This window comes from Vibrio sp. R12-SW3-ISO1, assembly GCF_059834005.1.
On the sequence record NZ_JCBDGK010000050.1, the window covers coordinates 27,594 to 49,249 of the forward strand.

Consider the following 21,656-nt stretch of genomic DNA (forward strand, 5'->3'; position numbering starts at 1 on the left):
TATCCCAACTGCTTGTCTGAGAGACCCCAATAGCCTCGGTTTTCGATACTATTGGTGAAAATCTCATCAATCACTATATCAATCACTGGTTGTTTGTCCAGTGGTTCGCCGTCATTTCAAACGGTTTTTTTTCGCTTTGCCTCCCTATTTTCAGAGCTCATCCGCAAAAGAAAACAAATCCCCTTGCTGCTCTGGCGCTTTGACAGCGTCCTCTTGCCCCGCATCGATACGTTCCATCATCGAAAGTACTTTTTTCAGGTGACGTTCGTCGTTTTCAATCGCAATAGTGTCATAGGGCAGTCGCTCATCCAGCGAGTAATACACCCCCAGTTTGAGCTCGCCACGTGAGGTTTCAAACACATCGAGTCTCGTTTTCTTCGCCTCGAGCGAGTTTTTGATTTTGATGTTGTCGAGATCGCGCGGCGAGAAACGAAACAAAGAGCCAGCGTGAGGGGTATGTTGACCGACCTCAAACACATGGATGGGGTGAACAAATTCATAAGGTGAAGTCAGCACTGCAATCGCCGCTCGGTCCTCGCCAAGATACAATAGGGCATCATTGGCCTTTTTGATGCGGCCATAGTGCTTGAAGCAGTGCTCCAGCTCCTTTTTAAACGCGAACAAGTTCAGCGCGACGTATTTTAAGCTGCGAACGGGATCGGGCTTTTTCTGGTAAAACGCTTCGACACCGGCGATAGAGCAAGTGAGCGTGCATTCTGGCGCTTTAAAGGTCACCGTCTCACCCTGCTGCGCGATTTCAATCTCATTGCCACTGGTAATGCGACATAGTTCGGTCATTTGTTTGGTGGTCTCTGGGGTAAGCACCAGAGACACGGGCAGCGTGAGGCCTTGGGGAAGGGATTTGTCTTCGACTTCGCCTTGACGCTGAACGCGCAGGTACTGCTCTTCTTTGTTGAGTTCAAGAAACTCAAAGGGCACATTCTCTTGCGCCTCATACACGATGCGTTCGATGGTCGCTTTGGACGTGGTGGCCGTCGGGCGCTGCTGATTATCGGCTAAGTAAGCCAAGTGCTCATCTGAGGCGTCGCCACATTGGCAGCGGCGCAGCGCAGGGGTTTGATAGTCATCCCCTTTGCCAAGTTCTGTTGTATCAATTAACTCCACAAACAGAGTACCCGACGTGGTGGTATCGAATCTCAGTTCGATGTCCTGCTCTTCGGCGAAATAGTGGATAAGGCGTTTGGCAAAGCTGCCATCGATGGAGAACTGTCTGTCTTTGAGTTCGCTGGAGCGTTCATCGAGGTGCAGTGTGTACTCGGCGCAAAACGGCGATTGACCACAGACAAGCGTGACCATGCGCTCGGCTTTGTGCGTGATGAGAGTCACTACACTATCGACATAGTGGGTATCGATATGCTCGGACAAGGCTTGCAGGAGTGCTCGCTTAGCGGCGGGAATAATCATCTTCATGAGGTGACCTTCTGTTGTGACATAGATTGGATAAATTGTTGGGTAAACTCGAGTACGGGTTTGGGCAGTGCGCGCTTGGGCGTCAATACGATGGTGAGTGACGTCGGCCCAAGGGCGTGTGTCGTAACACAAACGCGCTCATCACTGCGGACGTAGTGCGCGTTCAGTAGCGCAACCTGGCGCTCGCGATGGAGTTTGCGGTTGACGGAGAGCTCAAATCGGCACTCGAGCCAGCGCCAGGTGTTGTGGCGAAAGGCGGCGGCAAAAGCGCGCGCATTTTTTTGATTGCACGCCATGGTCAGCGTGAGCGCCTGTCCGCCGGCCGATAAGGCCGGGGCGGGCAACTGACGAAAGGCGGTGCGCGATGCTTTGCTCACCGGTTGCACATCATGCTGACAGCCCAGACCCCAGATGTGACTGAGCGCGGCAAGATCGAGACATTGGTTGACCATCATGGTTTTAAACAGAAAACCGACCAAGGTTTCGGCGCTGGCGTGGATGGTTTGTTGCCAAGCGCGAAAGTGATCCGGCTCCGGCTCTTCTTTAAGGGGGGCAGGATGACCAAACAGCGCGCCGCGCAGCTGGGCGTCTGAGAGGCGAATGGCTTGACTGCGTTTCTCGCCAAGTGTTTTTCGCGCATATTCTGGACAGAGCTCGTTCAAGCGGCGGGAGAGATCGTTCGAGGTCGCAGACAGCCCCATCAGGTAGCGCAGCTCGCTATGGGTATAGTCTCGAAGCGGGTAGGGCTGGTGCGCTGGGCTGACAATGGGCAGCAGCCAGTCGATATCATGCAAATAAGACCATCGGGTCGTCGCGTAGTGGGTGTGGCCAATCTGCGCTAAGACCTTATCCAGAACGAAACCATCATTGACCTCAGAGAAGTGCCGGCCTTCCAGCCAATCCTCAAACCGCGTTGACACGCTTTCCTTGGACAACACCTCATGCTCTAGCATCGTCTCACCGCGGTATGGCCCTGGCGTGTCGCTGACAAAATGCAGTGTTTGGATCATCAAAAGGTGCACGCCTGAGTGGCGCAGATGATGAAACTTCATGTGCGAACCGAAGTGTCGCTTTAAGGCTCGGGTGATAGGAACAAAGTAATAGAGTTGGCGTGAGTGGTATTTTTCCCCTTCAAAGCCAAGCAGTGGTGACGACGCAGGCGCGTGCTCTTTTATGACGAGAAGGGCTTGAAACAATCGGCGATACCGTTTGGGTATGGTGGTCGCGACGGTGCGCGTTTCCCCATTTTTTGTGCGTCCCTCTTGGGTGTGCGTGATGGTCAAGCGGAGCAGGCCGGTTTTGGGCACAAACTGCATGTCCTGACAGCGAAGACGCAGCACTTCACCTCGACGCAGCATCGCGAAATAGCCGAGCAGGCTCGCGATGACGGCAAATAGACTGCGAAATGGGTGTGTGGTGTTGGTGGCAATCAAGGTGTGGATCAGAGTATCGAATTGAGTCAGTGTTAGTCGAGCGGGGCTGACCGATGGCGCCGAGATTGGCGGTGAAAATCGCGATAGATCAAGGCCGTCAGTCTGCTCTTGAGCGCTGAGAAAGCGCAAAAAATAGAGGAAAATGTGTTGGCTCGTTTCGTTTGGGAGCGAGTCATACACGCTTTGCGCCCAAGCATTCACGGCCTCTTCGTTGATGGCATCTGAATAGGATAAGGGGTAGGGCTCTAGCGTTTTGGTGAGGCCCGTGTATTTGGTGATGGTGCTGGCGGCCAGTCGCGTTTTTTTCACGCCACCGGCGCGGATGAGCTGCTGCGTATAGTCATAGAGTAAGCGTGGCAGCAAGTTGTTGACGTCTCGCACTGGCGCTAGTTCACGCAGAGGGAGTTTAGAGTTCGAGTACGCCTTGAGCAGCTCGCTGTGTGGCCAGCGCGTTTTTCGCTTGGACTCGGTGAGGTGTGTAAACCAGTCCATGTCCCAATCGATCGCATAAATGTCGTTGTCTTTAAGCGTCGAGGCAGTAACGTCGCTTGGGAGACTGACATGTCGCTCTGGGATGGCGAGATCTTTGAGCAACAGAGGTGGCAAGTGATGGTGGGTATACCAATGGATTTGAAAGCGCCGTGGCCACATGAAGCGCTCGGCCGGTGGCAAGGCTTGGGACTGCAGCCACCGCGCCAGCTCTTGCAATAGCGCTGACTCGCTAATGGGGTCGTGAGATTGAGCGTAGTAATCACTCAGAAGCCGGTAGCTTATCAGCGGAAGATGGTAGTGCGTATAGACAGGGGACTCGTCGGTGGATGCGCGGTGATGAACTCGCAGACGGGGCTTGGCGTGATCGGTGATGATGGCGCCACGATCGTTGAGAAGCTGAGCAAGGTGATAGAGCGACAGCGGCGCCACTTCAAAGCCCAGCATCAGGGCGATGAAGGCGGCAGACAGCTCGCCTCGAGTCGTCAGGTACTGCGCTTTTTGCTGTTGATAACAGGTAAAGACTTGCTGGGCGTGGCGAGCTTCGCCGGCGAGGGTGACAAACCACTGATGGTCAGCATCGTGGATGCCGGGTTGGCTCGCCTCGGGTAAGGCCCACTGACACGCCGCTTGAAGATAATACAGCAGATCGCTGAGGGCTTGGCGGTAATCCCTTTGCTTTCCGGTCGGGATGATGCGTATCTGTTTTTCGATCGCCTCAATATCAGCGCGGGTCAATGTGCGTGTTGGGTGCTGCTCGAGCGGCCAACGCGCGACGACCCAGCGCAGATCGTCAAGGTCAGCGCACGTGCGTCCCAACTGAGCAAAATGCTCGCAAACGGATGTACAGAGGGCGTGGGAGAAATCAGACATGGACGAGCTCCTTAAGTCCCAGGTTGTCGGCGTAGGCATTGAGGTAGACTTTCATGGCCTCCACAGTGCTGGGAAACAGAACGTCGCTGCCTAAGTGTTCGCCTAAGGTTTCGTGTCCCATGAGGCGGTCAATGTCTTGGTCGAGCAGTCGCGCTGAGGTCAGCGTGTTGGCTGCGCTTTGGGCAAAGAAGTGACGAAGCTGATAGGGCACTACCCCTGGCCAATGTGCATGCATAAAATGACGCAAACTGCGATTGGAAAGCCGCTGAGGCAGGCCATGCTCATCTAGGCAGAACCACAGCTCCTCAACGTCTGTTCGTATCCCGCACATCGAGAGCAGTGCCGACTGAAGCCTCTGGTAGTGCGCGATTTCTCGTTGTAGGTAGTCACACACGATGATTTGACGCAGTCGGCCTTTGTCTTGGACAAAGGCGATGTCGCCCCCTGCGTAGTAGCGCGCGAGAACGCTGATACCATGGGTCGGGCGCGTCCCCGTGAGCACAATGAACAGTAAGGCTAATCGGTAGGTCGCGCGGTTGTAGTAGTCTCGCCACGCGAGCTGGTTGGCCGCCTGTTGAGGCTTTATCGCCCGCACATGCTCAAATAGGCCATCAAAAAAACGGCTGACGGCCGTATCGTCGAGATGGCGTCGACTGCCGACCTGCAGCGCAGGCGAGCGAATACTTTGCAAAGAGCCATTGGTGGTATCTAAGACGGTTTGCGCGATCCGGCCCGGTGATGAGAGATAGGGCGCAAGCTTGGGGCGCTCAGCAATCAGATTGATGGCGTGCTGACCTAGGTATACATCAAAGTGTGGCAAGAGTTGAGCGTTGCGAGCGGCGTGCACGAGTCGTGAGAAATAGCGATTATGCGCATCAAAGAGTTTGAAGCGTATCCGATCACTGTCACTGCGCTGATACCGCGCTGCATGCACATGGTGAGCTCTATTGGCTGAAACGAGAAGCGAGCGGGGAATGGCCGTGAGCGTGTTGTCGACGAGGGCGCAATCAATCAGATACTGATTCAACGTATCTTTACGCACCCGTGGGCAGTGTTGCAGTGACTCTGGTGTGCGCCATTTCGTGTTCATGAGATGAAACAGGCGGCGTTTGGTTTTGGCCTTTAAAAAGGGGGTGTCATAACTTTGCGCGCTGATAAAGGGCTGGAACAGGACATTGAGATAACTCGGCATTGGCTGCCACAAGTAATGGGTCGTGGTTTCGTCCTCATAGCATTGCGCATATTCCGCCCATGAGATCCCGCCATCTTTATAGGTACGAAAGGTATTGGCTCGGCAAGGCGTGGCACCAGAGATTTTGACAAAGTCAGGGATAGCCTCGGGCTTAGTCATCGTCGACCAAGATTGCGTGAGCCACAAAAAGAGAGCAACGACGGTCATGGCTGAGCGCTCTTTGGGATCTTCGCGAGCCAGTTTGCGCAGCATAATGGCGAGGGTGGTCGCGTGAGCAAGCGCATCGGGGTACTGTCCGCCGGCATTTTTGCGGCGATTGTCTCGAGCAATGTGTTGAAACGTCATCATCGGCACGCTCCTTTGGGGCTATCGAAAGGCGGATGGAGAGCACTGTGCCAGCGCTGCGAGGGTCCGTTTGCTTGGCGCAGGGAGCGCATGCGTTTTGAATTGACGAAGCCTCTTGTGCACATTGCGTGTGTGCGTGGAGTGGGTGGACAGAGCGAGTGCGGGTTCGAGCAAAAGAAAGCTGGTGAGGAGATCGTGAACATCGGCGTCGTCATAGATGAGCAAGGAGGCGCGTAAATTCGCGCGCTGCGGGTGGGTGCCAAGTCGTTCAATCAAAGGGATAGGAATGAGGCAGTGAAATCGCTCGGTGTGGGGCACGCACGTGACGGGAATGGGGTGCAGGTCAAGGAGCGACTGAAGATGCTGGGCTGAGATATCGTCAAGGGGCTGAAGCTGAGTGAGTTGAAAGCGGTCGTCTTGGGTGAGGGAATGAAGAAGGGGGTGCCATTCAATGTGTAAGGCGGGGAGGGCGATTTTCTTGCTTTTGGGTCTCATTCTTTTCTCGCTTTCTTTACCAATGAAATACGAAATGTCCATATATTGGGGAAATGTTGGTTTTATTGACAACATATGGTGTGCATGTTGGCTTTTTCATCATAAGCCTATTTTTTGAACGCAGGAAACAGGTTTTTGGATTGATCTCTCAATTTTTGTGCAAATATGGAGTTTTGATCTCAAAATTAATAAAACTCGATGAAAAAGGGGCGAAGGCTCAACGGGCTGACAAAACGTTCATTCGCTCGATGACGACCGAGGACGCTTCGATTGACGCGTGCGATGGATCCCACAGTAGTGCGTGCAAAGAGCTGAGGTATGGAAGAGCGCCCGCATGATGCGAACGCATCATACGGGTACAGGCAGGACTTATTGGTTATCTGGATGAGAGGGGGAGAGAGGAGGCAAAACAAAGACGCCGTTGGGATTGATAGTGAGGTATGCGTGATCCGCCTGGCGTGCATCAAACTGGGTCGAATTGAGCTGCAACAAGAGTTCATGACCTTGCCATTCGACCATGACCTCGTACATGGATCCCATGTATGCGATACTTTTGATTTGGCACTGTTGGCAAGGTTGTCCTTCGTTGGCCAAGAGAATCGCTTCGGGTCTGACTCCCATTTGGTAGTGGCCAGCAGAGATGCCGCTGACATTGTCCGGGGTGGCGATAATGCGATAACCATGAATATCGATATACTGCCCATCAAAATCGCCTTCAAACATGTTCGCCTCGCCCATAAAATTCGCCATGAAAAGGGAGGCAGGGTGCTTGTACAGCTGTGTCGGTGAGCCTTGCTGCATAATTTCACCGTCTTTCATGACAATGACCGTATCGGAGACTGCGAATGCTTCGGCTTGGTCATGAGTGACGTAGAGCGAGGTAATATTGAAACGTTGTTGTAGCTCTCTGATGGTCTCGCGCATGCTGCGGCGCAAGTTGGCATCAAGGTTACTCAGTGGCTCGTCAAACAGAAGCACTTTGGGTTTGAGAACCAGTGCGCGTGCCAATGCCACACGTTGCTGCTGACCGCCTGAAATTTGGTCGACAAAGCGTCCACCAAACCCTTCAAGATCCACCATTTTCAGCGTGTCGTTCACGCGTTGATGTATTTCGTCTTTGCTGACACCGAGCATTTTCAAGCCATAGCCCACATTTTCTTCTAGCGACATGTGCGGAAATAAGGCGTAGGACTGAAAGACCATACAAATGTCGCGCTGCTGAATTGAGGTATTCGTGACGTCTTCACCATCGATAAAAATTTGCCCTCCCGTGGGCTTTTCTAAGCCCGCGACTAAACGCAAGACCGTCGTTTTTCCGCATCCAGAGGGACCAAGTAGCGTCACGAGGCTGCCTTTTTTAATTTCCAAATCCAAACGGTCAATCACGGTTTTGTCACCAAAGCGCTTACTGATATTTTTAAGCACAACAAAGTTTTCATTTTTCATGCGAGTTTCTCCGCTACTGTTCATCGTTTTTGGCTTTAGAGCGTGAAATGCGCGCTTCACCGACTAAGAAATCAAAAATCAAAATAATGGCTAACATCACGACAATCAGGATTGAGCCATAGGCGATCGCTATTCCATATTCGCCATCTTCGACTCGATTGAGGATGTATGACGTTGCAACGCGAGTTTCTGGCGTGACCAAGAAAATGATGGCACTGACCGTGGTCATGGCACGAACGAAGCTATAGACCAACGTTGACAAAATTGCCGGTCGAAGTAGAGGCAATAGGATATGCGTGATGGTTTTCAGGGAGTTGGCTCGCAGGCTAAGAGAGGCCTCGTCGAGAGATTTGTCGAGTTGACCAAGGCCTGCGACCCCAGAGCGGATACCAACGGGCACATTTCTCATCACCATGGAGATGACCACAATCGCTGCGGTGCCGGTGAGGTAAATGGGCGCATCGTTAAACGCCAGGATGTAGGACACGCCCGCCACGGTTCCTGGTACGGCAAAACACAGCATGGTCGCAAACTCGATGACTTTTTTGCCATAAAACTGCTGGCGTACAACGATGTAGGCGATTAACAAGCCAAAGAATGCCGTCAGTGGTGCGGCAATGCCCGCATAGGTCATCGTCGTGATCAATGAAGGCCAAGCACCCTCGTCCATCCCCATCCCAAACAAGCGTGTATAGTTTGCCAGCGTCAGGCTGTAATCGACGCCCCAGTTCACGGTAAAGCTGCCATAAAAAATGCTGCCGTAAAGAAGAACGTTGAAACCGATCCACACATACAAGAGTGTCGTCACACCGTGTTTCAGTGTTGTAGGCAATGGCTGTACATCGCCTCGATACGATTTGCCGGAAATGGTCACATAGGATCGTTTGCCAATCCAAAGGTACTGCAACACGAAAATCGCGAGAGAGAAGAGCAGAAGGATAGCGCCCAAGGTACTCGCGGAGGCATAGTCGAGTTGTGCGCCAGCGATGTAAAAATAGATTTGCGTCGCCAATACATCAAAACTGCCGCCCAGCACCAGTGGGTTACTAAAATCCGCCAACGATTGAACAAAAACAATCAAAAAACTGTTGGCGAGTGCGGGTTTGAGCAGAGGCATCACCACTTTAAAAAACGTTTGATAGCGGTTTGCGCGCAATGTGTATGAGGCCTCTTCCAAAGAGGGGTGAATCGATTTCATAGCCCCGTCGAGGATCATAAAAGACATGGGGGCAAACGCCAGCACTTGCGCAATCCAAATGCCGGTAAACCCATACAGCCAGTTGGTTTGAGTGAGCCCAAACACATCGACCATCAGTTCGGTCAAATACCCAGAGCGTCCGAGCATTAAGGTGACACCTAAACCCACGACAAAAGGAGGGGTGACGATAGGTAAGATGGAAAACACGCGGGCGATAAAGGCACTGCGCTGGGCGATACGCGTGGTATAGATGGCGAAGACCAGTCCAAAGAACGTCGCGCCAATACCGACGGTGGTACCGAGTACGATAGAGTTAAGAATAATTTGGGTAATTTGGGCGCGGCCTAAGATCTCAAGAAATTGCCAGGCGACGACGTTGCCCATTTCATCTTGAAACATCGGGATAAAGATCGCGATACTGGGATAAATGATGAAGGCCGTGATGAGAAAGATGATCGTCAATAGCGCGGCAATGACAAACACATCGCCTCCGAGCACCTCCAAGCGAGAAAGCGCCAGCGTCATGATAGCGCCGAGCGCCACGAACAGTACGATAGTGGCATACCCCATGCCTTGACCTAACATGTAGGAACTGACCAACACCGCGATCATACAAAAAGCAGAGTAACCGACATCAAAGTAATGGCGGTGTTTGGCGAGTTTACCTAGAGGCTGAGTGGGGCGAACAACCAGTAACAAGGGCAGAGAGAACCACAGCCAAGACACATTGAGATGGCTCCATCCCATGGCTTGCTGAAATTCTTCTGAGGTCGATTCAAAGAGTCCCCAGTCGAGCGAGAATGAGGGCAACAAGACAAACGCCAGTGCTAGGGTGAAGAGCCAATAAAAGATAGGATCGCGCGTGGTCGAATCACGAGTGATCTGTGCGGTAAATTCATTCATTATTGATTACCTGAATAGTCTGACATGCAAAAAAACAGAGACGAGGGCGACGTCCTGTCGCCCTTTTAGGGACTATTGACCCATTTTTACGACGTTGACCCATTTGTTGATAAGTCGTTTACGTTCATCTGAAGCGCCATAGGTTTCCATGTCATAGCTGATGAGGGTGAGGTCCTCAGGGTTCATGGCGTTGGGGGATTGCTCTGCTTGTGTGTTGGTTAAGATCTGAAAAGATTGACCTTGTTTCCAAGCGGTTTCCTGCCCTTCTTTAGATAAGACAAAGTCGATGAACTTTTTCGCATTCTCGGTATTACGCGCCCCTTTGATAAGGCTCACACCGCCAATTTCATAGCCGGTGCCTTCACAGGGTGAAATGAGTTCCAGTGGCGCACCTTTGGATTGCTCTAACGAGTAGTCGTGCAAAAAGCCAATGCCAATAGCAATTTCACCACGTGCGGCGTTGCGCGAAGGCGTCACTCCGGATTTTGTGTACTGAGAGACGTTTTTATCCAAAGCCTTGAAGTAATCAAAGGCTTTATCTTCGTCCCATAATTGGATGAAGGTGGCGAGCGCGGTGTACGCGGTACCTGAACTTTGCGGATCCGCAATTTGAATTTCACCCGCGTATTCTGGCTTGGTCAGATCGCTCCAGCATCGAGGGACGGGGACCCCTTTTTCTGCCAAACGTTCGGTATTCACGCCAAACCCCAGAATGCCCATGTACACAGCGGAAGAGTAGTTGCCTTTACGTTTCGCTGGATCTTGAAATTGAGGCATGATGTGGCTGAGTTGGGGGGACGGGTAGGCGTCAAGCAAGTCCATTTCACCGGCTTGAGATTGTGGGTCAAGCGTACCGCCGTACCACACATCTGCGCGAGGGTTTTTTCTTTCGGCTTGGATTTTGGCGAGAGTACTTCCCGAGCCATTGCGGACAAAGGATGTGTTGACGTCATATTTGTCACTGAATGCACGGGTCGCAGCCTCACACATGGCATTGGTTGCGCTGCAGTATACGACCAGTCGTCCATCGGCGAGCGCTTGAGGAGCACTAAAGGTTGAGCCTAAGAGACAGGCTGCGAGTAGAGAGTATTTGGCGTTCACGTTCATGGTTCTTTCCTTGTATTGTGTTTCTGTGTAGAGACAGAGAATGTGCACAATCAACGGAAAGCCCCCTTTACGTCACGGCGACCTTAGCGCGCTGTTGTGCATGTATGAAAGGCAAAATCAGTAACCCTATTAGTGCCGCGCAGAGCGTAATAAAGCTGAAAAAACCTTCCCAACTGAATGTGTCGATAACGATCGCTAGTGGGTAACCGGCCAGCGCTGCACCGAAGTAGGCAAACAAACCGACGAAGCCGGTGGCAGTGCCCGCTGCGTCTTTGTGTGAACACTCTGCAGCAGCCATTCCGATCATCATTTGTGGGCCGAAGACGAAAAAACCGACGGAAAAAAAACATCCGGCCAGGACAACAATATTGTCCATCGGTGTAAGCCAAAGCGCAGCGACTGACATGAAAATGCCTAACGCAAAAATCAAATTCATCGGAGCTCGATTGCCTCGGAAAAATTTATCCGAGCCCCAACCCCCGAATAAGGAGCCCAGAAAGCCGCCTACCTCAAACATCGACACAGCGGTATTGGCGGTCAGCAACTCATAGCCATGTCGCTCGGTGAGATAGAGGTTGCCCCAGTCATTGATCGCGATGCGAACGACATAGACCAGTAAGTACGAACTGCAGAGCAACCAAATGTACTTATTTGCCAATACGTACGTTTTGATGATGCGTCTAAATGGCAGTCCAATCCCTTCCGATTCGTGCTGTTTCTCAAGGGCATCATTACGCCAATCACCGACTCTTGGGAGTCCCATCGTTTGCGGTTTATCTTGTAAACGAAAGCAAAGCACCGTACCCACGACAATGGCGAGAAGCCCTGGGACAATAAACCCATAGCGCCATCCCCAATGTATGGCGATCCCTCCTATAACAATGGGGATCAAGGCGCCACTGAGGTTATGGCACGTATTCCAAATGGACCACCAAAACCCACGCTCGGTACGTGAGTACCAGCTTGTGAGCAACTTTGCGCACGGAGGCCACCCCCAGCCTTGAAAGAACGCGTTTAAGGTCCAGAGCACCGTAAATGCCATTAAGGTTGAACTCATGCCAAACAACAGATTGATGAAGCCTGTTGCTATCAGCCCAAGCCCCATAAAATAGCTGGGCTTTGAGCGATCACTGACCATACCCGACAGAAATTTGGATACGCCATAGGTGATGTAAAACAAGGTCCCTAATAAACCAAAGTCGGTGGTCGTAAGTTCCAAATCTTCGAGCATGGCCGGCATCGAAAAACTGAGACTTTTTCGCGTAAAGTAAAAGACGCCATAACCGACATACATCGCCACCATGAGGTGCATCCGCCAATAGCGATAACTTTCATTCACCTGACGTGGATCCGGGGCGGTTGACACTAGCATCGCTTCTCCTTAACGACTGAGTACGAGGTTATGTATTAATAGAGTGGAAATCATGAGACTGAGTTATATATGACTAGGAATATTTCCTAGTTTTCGGGCATGGTGGTCGATTTTGTGGGCAAGTTAACAGTTATTCGACTTCCCAATGGGCTGCTTTGGATGTGCATCTGTCCTCCTAGCGCCTGAATTCGCTCTTCAATACCGCGGAGTCCATGGCCTCGTTGTGGCCAATCCTTTGGAAGCCCGATCCCGTTGTCTCGGATCTCGAGGCTAAACGGGTTGCCCGGCAAGATCGTCAGATGCACTTCTGAGGCTTGAGCGTGCTTACAAACGTTGTTCAGCAACTCTTGGACGATGCGGTAGACCGTTACGACGGTGACTTCATCCAACTTTTCAGAAAACAGACCACAATTAAACTGAAATTGAACCTGCATTTCTTCAAACCTCATTTCGCGAGTGAGTTGACGAATGGCCGACTCTAATCCCATTTCATCGAGGGCCTGAGGCCGAAGCTTATGCAAGAGACGACGAGTAGAGGAATGAATGCGCATTGCCAAGTCATGAGTGAGATCGGCAATGCTTTGAAGTTGAGGGTGATCACTGTGGCGTTTTGCCAACATGGCTTGAATTTGAATGGCAGTAATATTTTGACCGATTTCATCGTGCAGCTCTCGAGCAATGGACTTTCTAACTTCTTCTTCGATGTTGACCAACTGTCTCGTCAGGCGCTGTTTCGCGTCGAGCTCCTTGAGCAGATTTTGATTCAAATGCTCAAGCTGCTTAGACAATCGATACTGTCGACTTATCGCTATGCCTAGACCAAGTCCAACAATCGCCTGTGTGGCAATGAAGCTGTGCAGCTCGAGATCGGTTTCAAATGAGCCGGTGATCTGGCGAGCCGTGGTCAACAAGATACTGTTCATTACGCTGGCGAGCACACCGCCTTGCCAGCCGTAACGATAGGCCATAAATATATTGGGTAATAAAAAAAGCAAATACACCAGCGGCTTCATCTCATCGAACAATGTCAATTCAGAGAGAAGGCCAATACCAAAAAAGAGTGCGCCCCATATAAGTGCGGATGCTCGAAGACGAACTTCATGATGTACGAGGGTTGGGCTGAGTGGGCGCCATACTTTGCGGCTCAAATAGTCATAGAGCAAATAAAAAAAAGGCAGTAGCAATACCCCGCCGTTAAACGCAGTGATAGTAGCCTCGAGCGCATAGTGCGCACTGACGCCAAGTGGTTTGGCCAGCAACAATAACGTCGCGCCACACAACATGGCATAGCCGGTACTGAATCCACACAAAATCAGCAGACGTTGCCAATACACCTCGCGAACTTTGAGAAAGGGCGAGAGAATACTCGACAATGCATGAGCGATAACAGCAAAAAGAATAACGAGGTAGGCCGTTGGACTCTCGGCCAAATAAGGGATGAGTGCGACAGATAAGGCAATATCACAAAATGTACACAGCAGCCAGTAGCGCCTAGGCGCCAGCGCGTAAAGGGCTAGCCTCAATCCTGTGGGTAAAAACAGCGCGGCTAATAAAAAGTCGGAGAGCAAATGCCGACTAATATTCCAGAGACAGAACCAGCTTAATGCGTAGATGATCGCCAGGAACACATAGTTAAAACTGTGTGCAACATAATTTCGAAGCGGTTCGGGGGCGGTCATATCTCTTCGTGACTCATCAACTCATGTTGAATAGCAAAACGGATCAACTCAACGGTGTTAGTGAGGCCTAACTTGCTTAAGATATTTGCCCGATGGACATGAATAGTTTTGTGGCTAATAAATAGCTCGGTGCCAATCTCTTTGACATCTTTCCCCAAAATGAGGTGGTCAAACACTTCACGCTCACGCTTTGTCAGGCTTTTCAATACATTAGGACTGGCTGAGGCATTGCTCAAGTTGACTAAGGCATCGGTGCATAAATATCGGTCGCCTTGGGCGACAGTGCGAATGGCGGTCACCAGTTCCCCCGGACCACAGCGTTTGGAGAGATACCCGTAAGCACCTGCATCGATAGCTTTGCTGACGAACGACGCGGAATCGTAAATACTTAATATGATGGCTCGAAAGCTAGGTTGAACTTGACGCAGTCGCTCTAGTAATACAAGACCACTCTCATCTGGCATGGAGATATCCATGACCGCAACATCGATAGGTTGATGACTTAGGGCATGAAAAGCATCTCTAGCATTATCAAACTCACTATGGATTTGAATATCGGATTCCATGGACAGCAATTGTGCGAAGCCTGAACGAACCACGATATGATCGTCGATCAGTGAAACTGTTATCATTAAACCATCCTCATAAGAATATCGTTGGATAGTCGCAAATGCTTTTGGCCGTTGCAAAATGAATACGGTGGGTTTGTGATGCGAGCACGAAAGTCGAGTAGACTGAAACAGTTGTTGGAAATTGCGTGCCACAAGGGCTAGCCCTTTCAAAGGACTAGGCATACTATACACAGCGATGGTATGTCTGAGGGTAGGGAGCGGACCCGCTCGCAAGAGTGGTATCAACTCAAGACGCGAACAGCCACACAGGTGGATGGTAGACAAAGCTGAAAGAAGGAAAACGACCATGTCAGTTAAGCGGGTGACGATTAAAGAAAGGATCACGGTTGAGCGCGAAAGGGTATATAAAGTCAGTAGCGCTTGGAGCGACGATGATATCCGTGTTCACGTACGCACACATCACATGAATGATGAGGACTTGATCCACTCAAAAGTAGACCTGCAAGAAGAGGCCATCCTAGAGCAAGAGTTGGTTAGCCTGGATATTGACGATGAGCATTCGGCATCATCGAGTCAGCGTTGTGACAACATCCACGTGTTGTTTTAACGGCCAACTGGTTTATTCGGTTGAGGGGATCAAGGATATTGTGAGATTCAGAGTTGATCGCAATTTGAAATGGTTATTGCATTTTGCAATTGCCATGTGCAACGAAAGGTTTTGCAATCGGTTTCATTGTGGTTTTTTTGTGCGTTTTTAGCGGTATTTTGTTGGCACGTATTGTGCTTTTATTTCATTGACCCTAGATAAAGCCAGGGTCACCTAGCCAACTGACGTTGTTAGTGAATAGATTTGTTCACACACATACAGCCAGTTACTCATTGTAGTAACTGGCTTTTTTATTGTTTCCCACTCTAGGGCGACGAAATGTCATGGTTTACGGAGACGTTGATAAATTCTCACCAGTTAAACGACGAAAGTGAAAGTGCGTTTCTTTGAGCCAAGCATCGCTACTCATGCAGTTTGCCCCTCTTTGTAGAGACAAAATATAGTCGTCAAAAGAGCTGTCGGGAAGCTGGGCGAGCTCCTCCTTTGCTTGCAGAAATAAAGGGTCGGATGGAATCGCTCGAATCGCTTCTTCCGTAATCGGCATCGAACACAATCGCTCTCTCATTGTGAGGATGGCCGCGGCGATGGCGGGGCATCCGTCGCATTGAAACGCGATACGTTGCTTGGCAAGTTCGTAAACATCACTGTCAAGTAGTGGCGTAGCGAGGGTGGGCAAACTGGCCATACAGAGAAGGGCGAGGGAGATAAATTTCAACATGATTTTTCTTTGTTTTACCTGCAATACCAAGAGCGTTGAAGTGTGGCTAGCGAAGCGCTGATGTAACTTATATCGTTTTAAGGCCGTGCCTTGTTAGGTCAACCTGCGGGCGCTTGCCTTTAAGTAGCGTTCAAAGTCACACAGCGATAACGGCGGATTATAGTAATATCCTTGGTAGGTGTCACACCCTTGCTCTTGAAGAAAAGCAGCTTGCGCCTGTGTCTCAACACCCTCAGCAATCACATCGATGCCCAATGCCTTCGCCATGGCAATGGTCGCAGAGACAATGGATTGGTCGTTAGGGTTGTCTTCAAGCTCTGAGACAAAAGAGCGATCGATTTTAATCTGGCTGATTGGCAAGCGCTTGAGAAACTGCAACGAGGAATAGCCCGTACCAAAATCGTCTAGTGAAAAAATAACGCCACGCGCTTTTAGGGCTTGCATATGCGCAATGGTGAGCTCAATGTCTTCAACGACCATGGTTTCTGTGAGCTCGAGCTTTAACGTGCCAGGTAAAATCGGATAGCGCTTAAGAGCTGATTCGACTTTTGTCACGAAATCTGAGTGCGTGAACTGTTTATAGCTCACATTGACCGACAAAGTCAGATAGTGGAAGTCAGATTGCCAACGCGAGAGTTGAAGGCAAGCTTGCTCTAGTACCCAATCCCCAATACCAATGATCAGTCCCGTTTCTTCCGCAAGTGGAATGAAGTCATCAGGAGCGACAAGTCCATACTCTGGATGGAACCACCGAATCAGGGCCTCCGCGCCGACAGTCAGATCGGTGCCATGGACTTGAGGTTGATAATACAACGCCAGTTGATTGAGTTCGACGGCTTGGCGCAGTGACGACTCGAGTTGGAGGCGTTGCAACGCGCTGTCTTGTATCGCTTGATGGTACAAGTGCGCCACATTTTTCCCATCTTGCTTGGCGTGCGTTAACGCCATCCCCGCGCGATTAATGAGCTCCTCAACACCAACGGCATTGTCATTAAACAGCACCATTCCGATACTGGCACTATTCACAAACTTATGCTCGTCGATGGTATAGGGTAGTGCCAACGTTTCTAGTAACTGAGTGCTCAATTGGTTGGCCTGTTCGAGCGCTTGAGGATACGTTTTAGGTAAGCCACAGAGTATCAACATAAATTCGTCATGTCCGATACGCGCTAGTGTGTCCTGGGGGCGAAGAAGCGCACTGATACGCTGTGTGATGAGCATCAGCAATGTATCACCATACGGGTGACCATGAAGATCAATGATTTTTTTAAAATCATCGATATCAATGTGAAGAACTGCGCAGTATGAGCGACGATGAACGAGAGAGTCACACTGCTGGGTTAACCTATCCAATAACCAACGCCGGTTCGGAAGTGTCGTCAGTGAGTCAAAGTAGGCGAGTTGGGTAATGGTTTCCTCACTCTCTTTACGACTCGTGATATCTTGAATGAAGCCGGACAGTCGCTCAGGGGCGCCAGACTCAAGGTAATGCACCTGTCCACGACACTCAATCCACCGGCGCTCCCCATCACTCGCGCGAGTGATGGGGCACTCTAGGAAGAAGTCTTCACCCGTCTCAAAGCAGCGCTGCCGAGCCGCAATAAAGTGGGGCATGAAGTCTTCATCGATGACGGATTTTAGGGTATCGAGGCCTGGAGGGCAGGTTCTTTCTAATCCGAGCAAGTCATAAATTTGCGGTGACCACTGAGATTGAGAGCCCTCATAAGGGGATGACCAGTGCCCGATTTGAGCGTAATCCATAGCATCGTGAAGCCGGCGCTCACTGTTTCTGAGTCGCTCGAAGGTATGTTGGTGTGAATGCAGTTCACTGAGCATTGGGACCGCGACGTCGGCGAGGCGCAGCGAAGTGAGTACCATTAACGATGTTATGGGCTCGGTTGGTGTAGACGGCTTTTTCGACGCAGAAAGCCAGCGAATCCATAAAGTGAGCGCCGCCAACAGTTGCTGTTGTTCGGTGCTCTTTTCTATAAAGACATGAAAGGTACGTAACGTGGAGCGGAAATCTGGGTAAGCGTCGGGGGTGAGCGCTATTACCTGCTCAGCATGGCTAAAAAAGCGGGTGAGTGCGTTTAAGAGTTTATCATCGTGTTGCGCTTCGATTAGGCACTGAGCTACGTCATCAAAAGGGCGCGTTTGAGGCATGGTGGGGTAATCTTCAGCAGTCAGTGTGCTTTGCGGGTCTTCAAAGCTTAGCGAATGGTTACGATGGGGCTGCGTCATCACTGCGGGGAAAACCTCTCTCTCTGCTTGTTTAACATCGCTCGTATTGATGCCAACCATACACAGGCTGCATTGACAGTCAACGCGTCACGGGTACACAGATTGATATCACCTAATAGTGGATAACTCTTATGCGTAATGTTTCATCTGTTGAGAGGTAGTAGTCTCATTAATCGATAGCGGTGTCAAATAGTTGTCGAATGTACTTTGACCGCTTCCGGTTTGTCGAAAGTCGTCGGATTGGGTGCGCCAAGTGAGCAAAACAAACTTGACCGATATTAAAATTATTATTTATTTCATTTGCTTAACATTGTTTCATATGGTGGTATTGTTATTCAATAATACGTCATGCCTTATTTATATTGGGAACATCCAACATGCTACAACCATATACCGTTCGACCGATCGTCGCTTCACTATTGACCGCCTTTGCGCTGTTTGGCTGTCAAGATAATTCGTCGTCCAGCACAACTCAAGACAGTCCGTTGCTTACATATACCGCAATTGATGGTTATTTGATGCAAGCAAAAGTCTACTTTGATGAAAACGTAAATGGCATCGCCGAAGAGGCGGAATATCAAGGATTGACCAATGAGCGCGGTGTCTTCATAGGGTCGGCCACAGATGCACCTGTCATCATCAAGATTGTGGCAGGATTGACTACAGACAGTGACTACTCTGGCAGCTTGACCGAGAGTCGAGAGCTTGTCGCGGCTCCAGGGATCACAGAGATCTCGCCATTTTCAACATTGGCGTTTCTTCAAGGGGGGAGTTTGTCTGATATCGCCCATGAGTTAGGAATAGACGTTGATAAAGTATCCGGTGATTTTATTGCAAAAGGGCATGAGGATGCGCACTTACTTGCACGTTCATTGTTTCAGCAATTTGATAACGAATTGATCCAAACTCAGTCCAACATTACGGCAATACATAATCGAGCTCAGGTGATCAGTCAGTTTATTCAAAGTAGTGTACAGTCTGACTTTCAGGGGCGCATTGTGTATCTTGATGAAAATCAGAATCCAGTGCTTGGAGATATTAATGACCCTGAACAAGGAGGGGTCGAGACGCGGTTCTCTTATGAGAGCGCTGAAGTGCAATGGGAGCAAACTGACTATAGCGAGCACCAAGTCGAAGGCGGTACTTTTCATCCGTGTTATCCGCATGTTTTGTCAGAGGATCGTATTGTCGTTGGGAATTGTTTTGGCAACTACTTTCTTGTGTTGTCCGCACAAAGCGGTGAAATTATCAACAAGCTGGATCTCACCGACAAAGATGTGGATCAGTGGTCGGTCAATGGCAGTGCCTTGATTGTGGAGTTTTCTGATAACGAAGTGCACCAATACGATGACTCGCTCAATAAAGTGACAGAGACCACGCTTACTTATCCTGTGGTTTTAACCGGCGATGGGGTGAGCCTAATTAATCATACAGGCAATACTCAAATTGACACACTCACCACGTTTGGAGAAACCAGAACAGAGCGACAGACCTGGGCTGCTGAAGGAGTAGCGTATCGCGTGTACACCGATGTTGGTGATACTGCGAACCTGTACGAAGTCAGTTTTCGCGGAGAGCTCACAACAAAGACCGACTTGCCGACAAGTGAGGAAATAAAATCTGCGGTGATGCGCAGCCACAATGCGTCCCCTTTAGGTGATACGTTTGAAGCCGATGGGAATAATACGGTTGTCCGTTACCTCGCAAAAGGCCAATTTCTGGTTCGAGTGGACAGCGATCAACGTTACGTGAGTGAAGACTACCATTACGTGTACAACGAGGGGGAGTTAACCTATCTTGGTCTGTTCCCACAAGGTGAGTGGTATATGGGACTCGATAACAGTACCGTTTCGTGGTACAGCTCGCTTCGTTCTGCGAGAGTGGATGGAGTGTACCCAGAGCCCCACTATTTTCAGCAGTTCTCTCTAGAGCAGGGAAAATGGGTAGGTGAATGGGTTCGAACACATAGCGAGTTTTCGCCAGTTCTGTATCGCCAAGTGCATAGTCAGATTGGCATTGTATCAGTATCGGATTCGTATTCGTCAGTGTCGTTGATCCGCTAACGAATTCCCCTTCCTGAGCGCAGGTAATGTGGGACGGCTCGTGTGTAATATTACGGGTGGTCCACCTTTACTTGGTTTCGTCCGTTACGTTTTGCGTCATAGAGCGCGCGATCGGCTCTTTTTAGAACGTCGGAGACTTGTGTGTCGTCAGTATCTAGACTGGCGACGCCAATGCTGATGGTAACGGGTTTCGCATTGTCTAGTGCCAGATTCGCGATACGTGCTCTCAAGGTGTTGGCGAGGTGTGAGGCACCGGTAATGTCAGTAGACGAGCAGACAATTAAAAACTCCTCTCCACCCCAACGGCCTAACACGTCAGTTTGGCGTAGGGTGCCACGAAGTGTGTTAGCAATGGCTCGCAATGTGTTGTCGCCCACATCATGGCCATACGTATCATTGATGACCTTGAAGTGATCGATGTCGATAAGGATAACCGCAAATGGATGGCCATACCGTTGCCCTCTTTGAAACTCTTGGTTAAGCACACGATCGAGTTCCCTGCGGTTATAGATATCGGTCAGTGGATCGGTCACCGACAGCTGTCTTAACTTGGCTTCGAGTGTAATTCGATCGGTGACATCCTCGATGACGGCTTGAACCGCTGGCTCTCCATCCCATTCAATCAAGTTGTCGTAGACGCGAAAGTAACGAATCTCGCCATCAAAACATCGATTTTTCACAACCGTTTTTGCACCCGATAAACGGCCACTAATGAGTGATTGATAACGTACCTGAGCGTTGGCGTGTTCCTCCTCGGGTAGGAAGGAGAGTAAGTTGACATCACGGAGCACGGCATCGATGGACGGCGCGCGCATCAAGTCAACCCAAGCTTGATTGACAAAGATGGGTTTGAAATTGCGGTGGACGCAAATGCCTTGCCCAGACTTAATGATCAGCTGCTTGAATTTTCGCTCATTTTCCTGAAGTTGCTGTTGGGCTCGTTCTTGCGCTGAGAGATCGATAACCGTGACTTGTAAAGCCGGTGCTCCGTTCCACTCAATCACATGATCGATGGCAAACACTGCGAACTCTCGACCGTGTCGATCGCGATTACGAAAGGTTCTCCCGCGGGGAAGAACGTCACCTTTGAGTGTTTGATGATAGTTGTCGATCGCTTGGGGATGGTAGGACGGATCAATTAAGTCAAGAAATGAGTCTATCGAGTTGAGGAGTTCAGAGGCGCTAGAGTAGCCATACAGGTGCGCGTAGTATTCATTGACGAATACGGTCTCTAAGTTTTGGATAATGATGATGCCGTATTGGGTATCAATGGTTAACTTTGGCATGGCTGTCCTCGTACTCATTTTGCACAAGCGTGCAAACGAACACGTATCATACGATCGCACGGATATAAGCGCTATAGTGCTGTTGCCATTTGTTTCATGTGTTTTGATGAATATGTGAAAGAAATATAATCAACAAGGTGTACATGCCACTCGTAGTTTCGTATGATCCGTACACAAAAAATTTAATAATTCATCAGTAGCTAGGA

At 50.2% G+C, this 21,656-nt stretch carries 15 protein-coding genes; 2 read left to right on the forward strand and 13 right to left on the reverse strand.

What is annotated here, in order from left to right; translation table 11 throughout:
• Positions 1–150 precede the first annotated feature (150 nt).
• The 10 genes from AC6R0R_RS15975 to AC6R0R_RS16020 form a co-directional block, all read right to left on the reverse strand.
• A complete protein-coding gene (locus AC6R0R_RS15975; protein ID WP_500627432.1) occupies positions 151–1,431 on the reverse strand; it encodes a hypothetical protein in 1,281 nt (426 codons plus the stop codon).
• On the reverse strand, positions 1,428–4,226 hold the full coding sequence (locus AC6R0R_RS15980; protein ID WP_500627433.1) for a site-specific integrase: 2,799 nt from the start codon (positions 4,224–4,226) through the stop codon (positions 1,428–1,430). The genes AC6R0R_RS15975 and AC6R0R_RS15980 overlap by 4 nt, the downstream gene beginning before the upstream one ends.
• Positions 4,219–5,766: a hypothetical protein gene (locus tag AC6R0R_RS15985; RefSeq protein ID WP_500627434.1), complete on the reverse strand. Its 1,548-nt coding sequence runs from the start codon at positions 5,764–5,766 to the stop codon at positions 4,219–4,221. Before AC6R0R_RS15985 ends, AC6R0R_RS15980 begins: the two co-directional genes overlap by 8 nt.
• A gap of 18 nt (positions 5,767–5,784) precedes the next feature.
• Positions 5,785–6,258 (reverse strand): hypothetical protein, encoded by a 474-nt coding sequence (locus AC6R0R_RS15990; protein ID WP_500627435.1) that lies wholly within the window; start codon positions 6,256–6,258, stop codon positions 5,785–5,787.
• 369 nt (positions 6,259–6,627) lie between these two features.
• On the reverse strand, positions 6,628–7,704 hold the full coding sequence (fbpC, locus tag AC6R0R_RS15995) for a ferric ABC transporter ATP-binding protein (RefSeq protein WP_500627436.1): 1,077 nt from the start codon (positions 7,702–7,704) through the stop codon (positions 6,628–6,630).
• A 13-nt stretch (positions 7,705–7,717) separates the two neighbouring features.
• Positions 7,718–9,805, reverse strand: coding sequence for an ABC transporter permease (locus tag AC6R0R_RS16000; RefSeq protein WP_500627437.1), 2,088 nt, complete (start codon positions 9,803–9,805; stop codon positions 7,718–7,720).
• A 72-nt stretch (positions 9,806–9,877) separates the two neighbouring features.
• A complete protein-coding gene (locus AC6R0R_RS16005) occupies positions 9,878–10,912 on the reverse strand; it encodes an ABC transporter substrate-binding protein (protein ID WP_500627438.1) in 1,035 nt (344 codons plus the stop codon).
• A 67-nt stretch (positions 10,913–10,979) separates the two neighbouring features.
• Positions 10,980–12,284, reverse strand: a complete 1,305-nt coding sequence (uhpC, locus tag AC6R0R_RS16010; protein WP_500627439.1) for an MFS transporter family glucose-6-phosphate receptor UhpC — start codon at positions 12,282–12,284, stop codon at positions 10,980–10,982.
• Positions 12,285–12,370: 86 nt separating this feature from the next.
• Entirely contained in the window at positions 12,371–13,963 is a 1,593-nt protein-coding gene (uhpB, locus tag AC6R0R_RS16015) for a signal transduction histidine-protein kinase/phosphatase UhpB (protein ID WP_500627440.1), read from the reverse strand.
• The gene (locus tag AC6R0R_RS16020) at positions 13,960–14,595 is read right to left on the reverse strand and encodes a response regulator (protein ID WP_500627441.1); all 636 of its coding nucleotides are present in this window, start codon (positions 14,593–14,595) and stop codon (positions 13,960–13,962) included. The genes uhpB and AC6R0R_RS16020 overlap by 4 nt, the downstream gene beginning before the upstream one ends.
• Positions 14,596–14,881: 286 nt before the next feature.
• Between AC6R0R_RS16020 and AC6R0R_RS16025 the strand changes: the two genes are divergently transcribed.
• A complete protein-coding gene (locus AC6R0R_RS16025; RefSeq protein WP_500627442.1) occupies positions 14,882–15,142 on the forward strand; it encodes a hypothetical protein in 261 nt (86 codons plus the stop codon).
• A 328-nt stretch (positions 15,143–15,470) separates the two neighbouring features.
• Here the strand turns inward: AC6R0R_RS16025 and AC6R0R_RS16030 are convergent, their stop codons facing one another.
• The gene (locus tag AC6R0R_RS16030) at positions 15,471–15,860 is read right to left on the reverse strand and encodes a hypothetical protein (protein ID WP_500627443.1); all 390 of its coding nucleotides are present in this window, start codon (positions 15,858–15,860) and stop codon (positions 15,471–15,473) included.
• Between the two features lie 93 nt (positions 15,861–15,953).
• Positions 15,954–18,101, reverse strand: a complete 2,148-nt coding sequence (locus AC6R0R_RS16035) for a putative bifunctional diguanylate cyclase/phosphodiesterase (RefSeq protein ID WP_500627444.1) — start codon at positions 18,099–18,101, stop codon at positions 15,954–15,956.
• A 377-nt stretch (positions 18,102–18,478) separates the two neighbouring features.
• Here AC6R0R_RS16035 and AC6R0R_RS16040 point away from each other — a divergent pair, with 377 nt between their 5' ends.
• A complete protein-coding gene (locus tag AC6R0R_RS16040; protein ID WP_500627445.1) occupies positions 18,479–20,164 on the forward strand; it encodes a hypothetical protein in 1,686 nt (561 codons plus the stop codon).
• A 50-nt stretch (positions 20,165–20,214) separates the two neighbouring features.
• Here the strand turns inward: AC6R0R_RS16040 and AC6R0R_RS16045 are convergent, their stop codons facing one another.
• Complete coding sequence (locus AC6R0R_RS16045; protein ID WP_500627446.1) at positions 20,215–21,450, reverse strand: sensor domain-containing diguanylate cyclase; 1,236 nt, start codon at positions 21,448–21,450, stop codon at positions 20,215–20,217.
• Between the last annotated feature and the right edge of the window lie 206 nt (positions 21,451–21,656).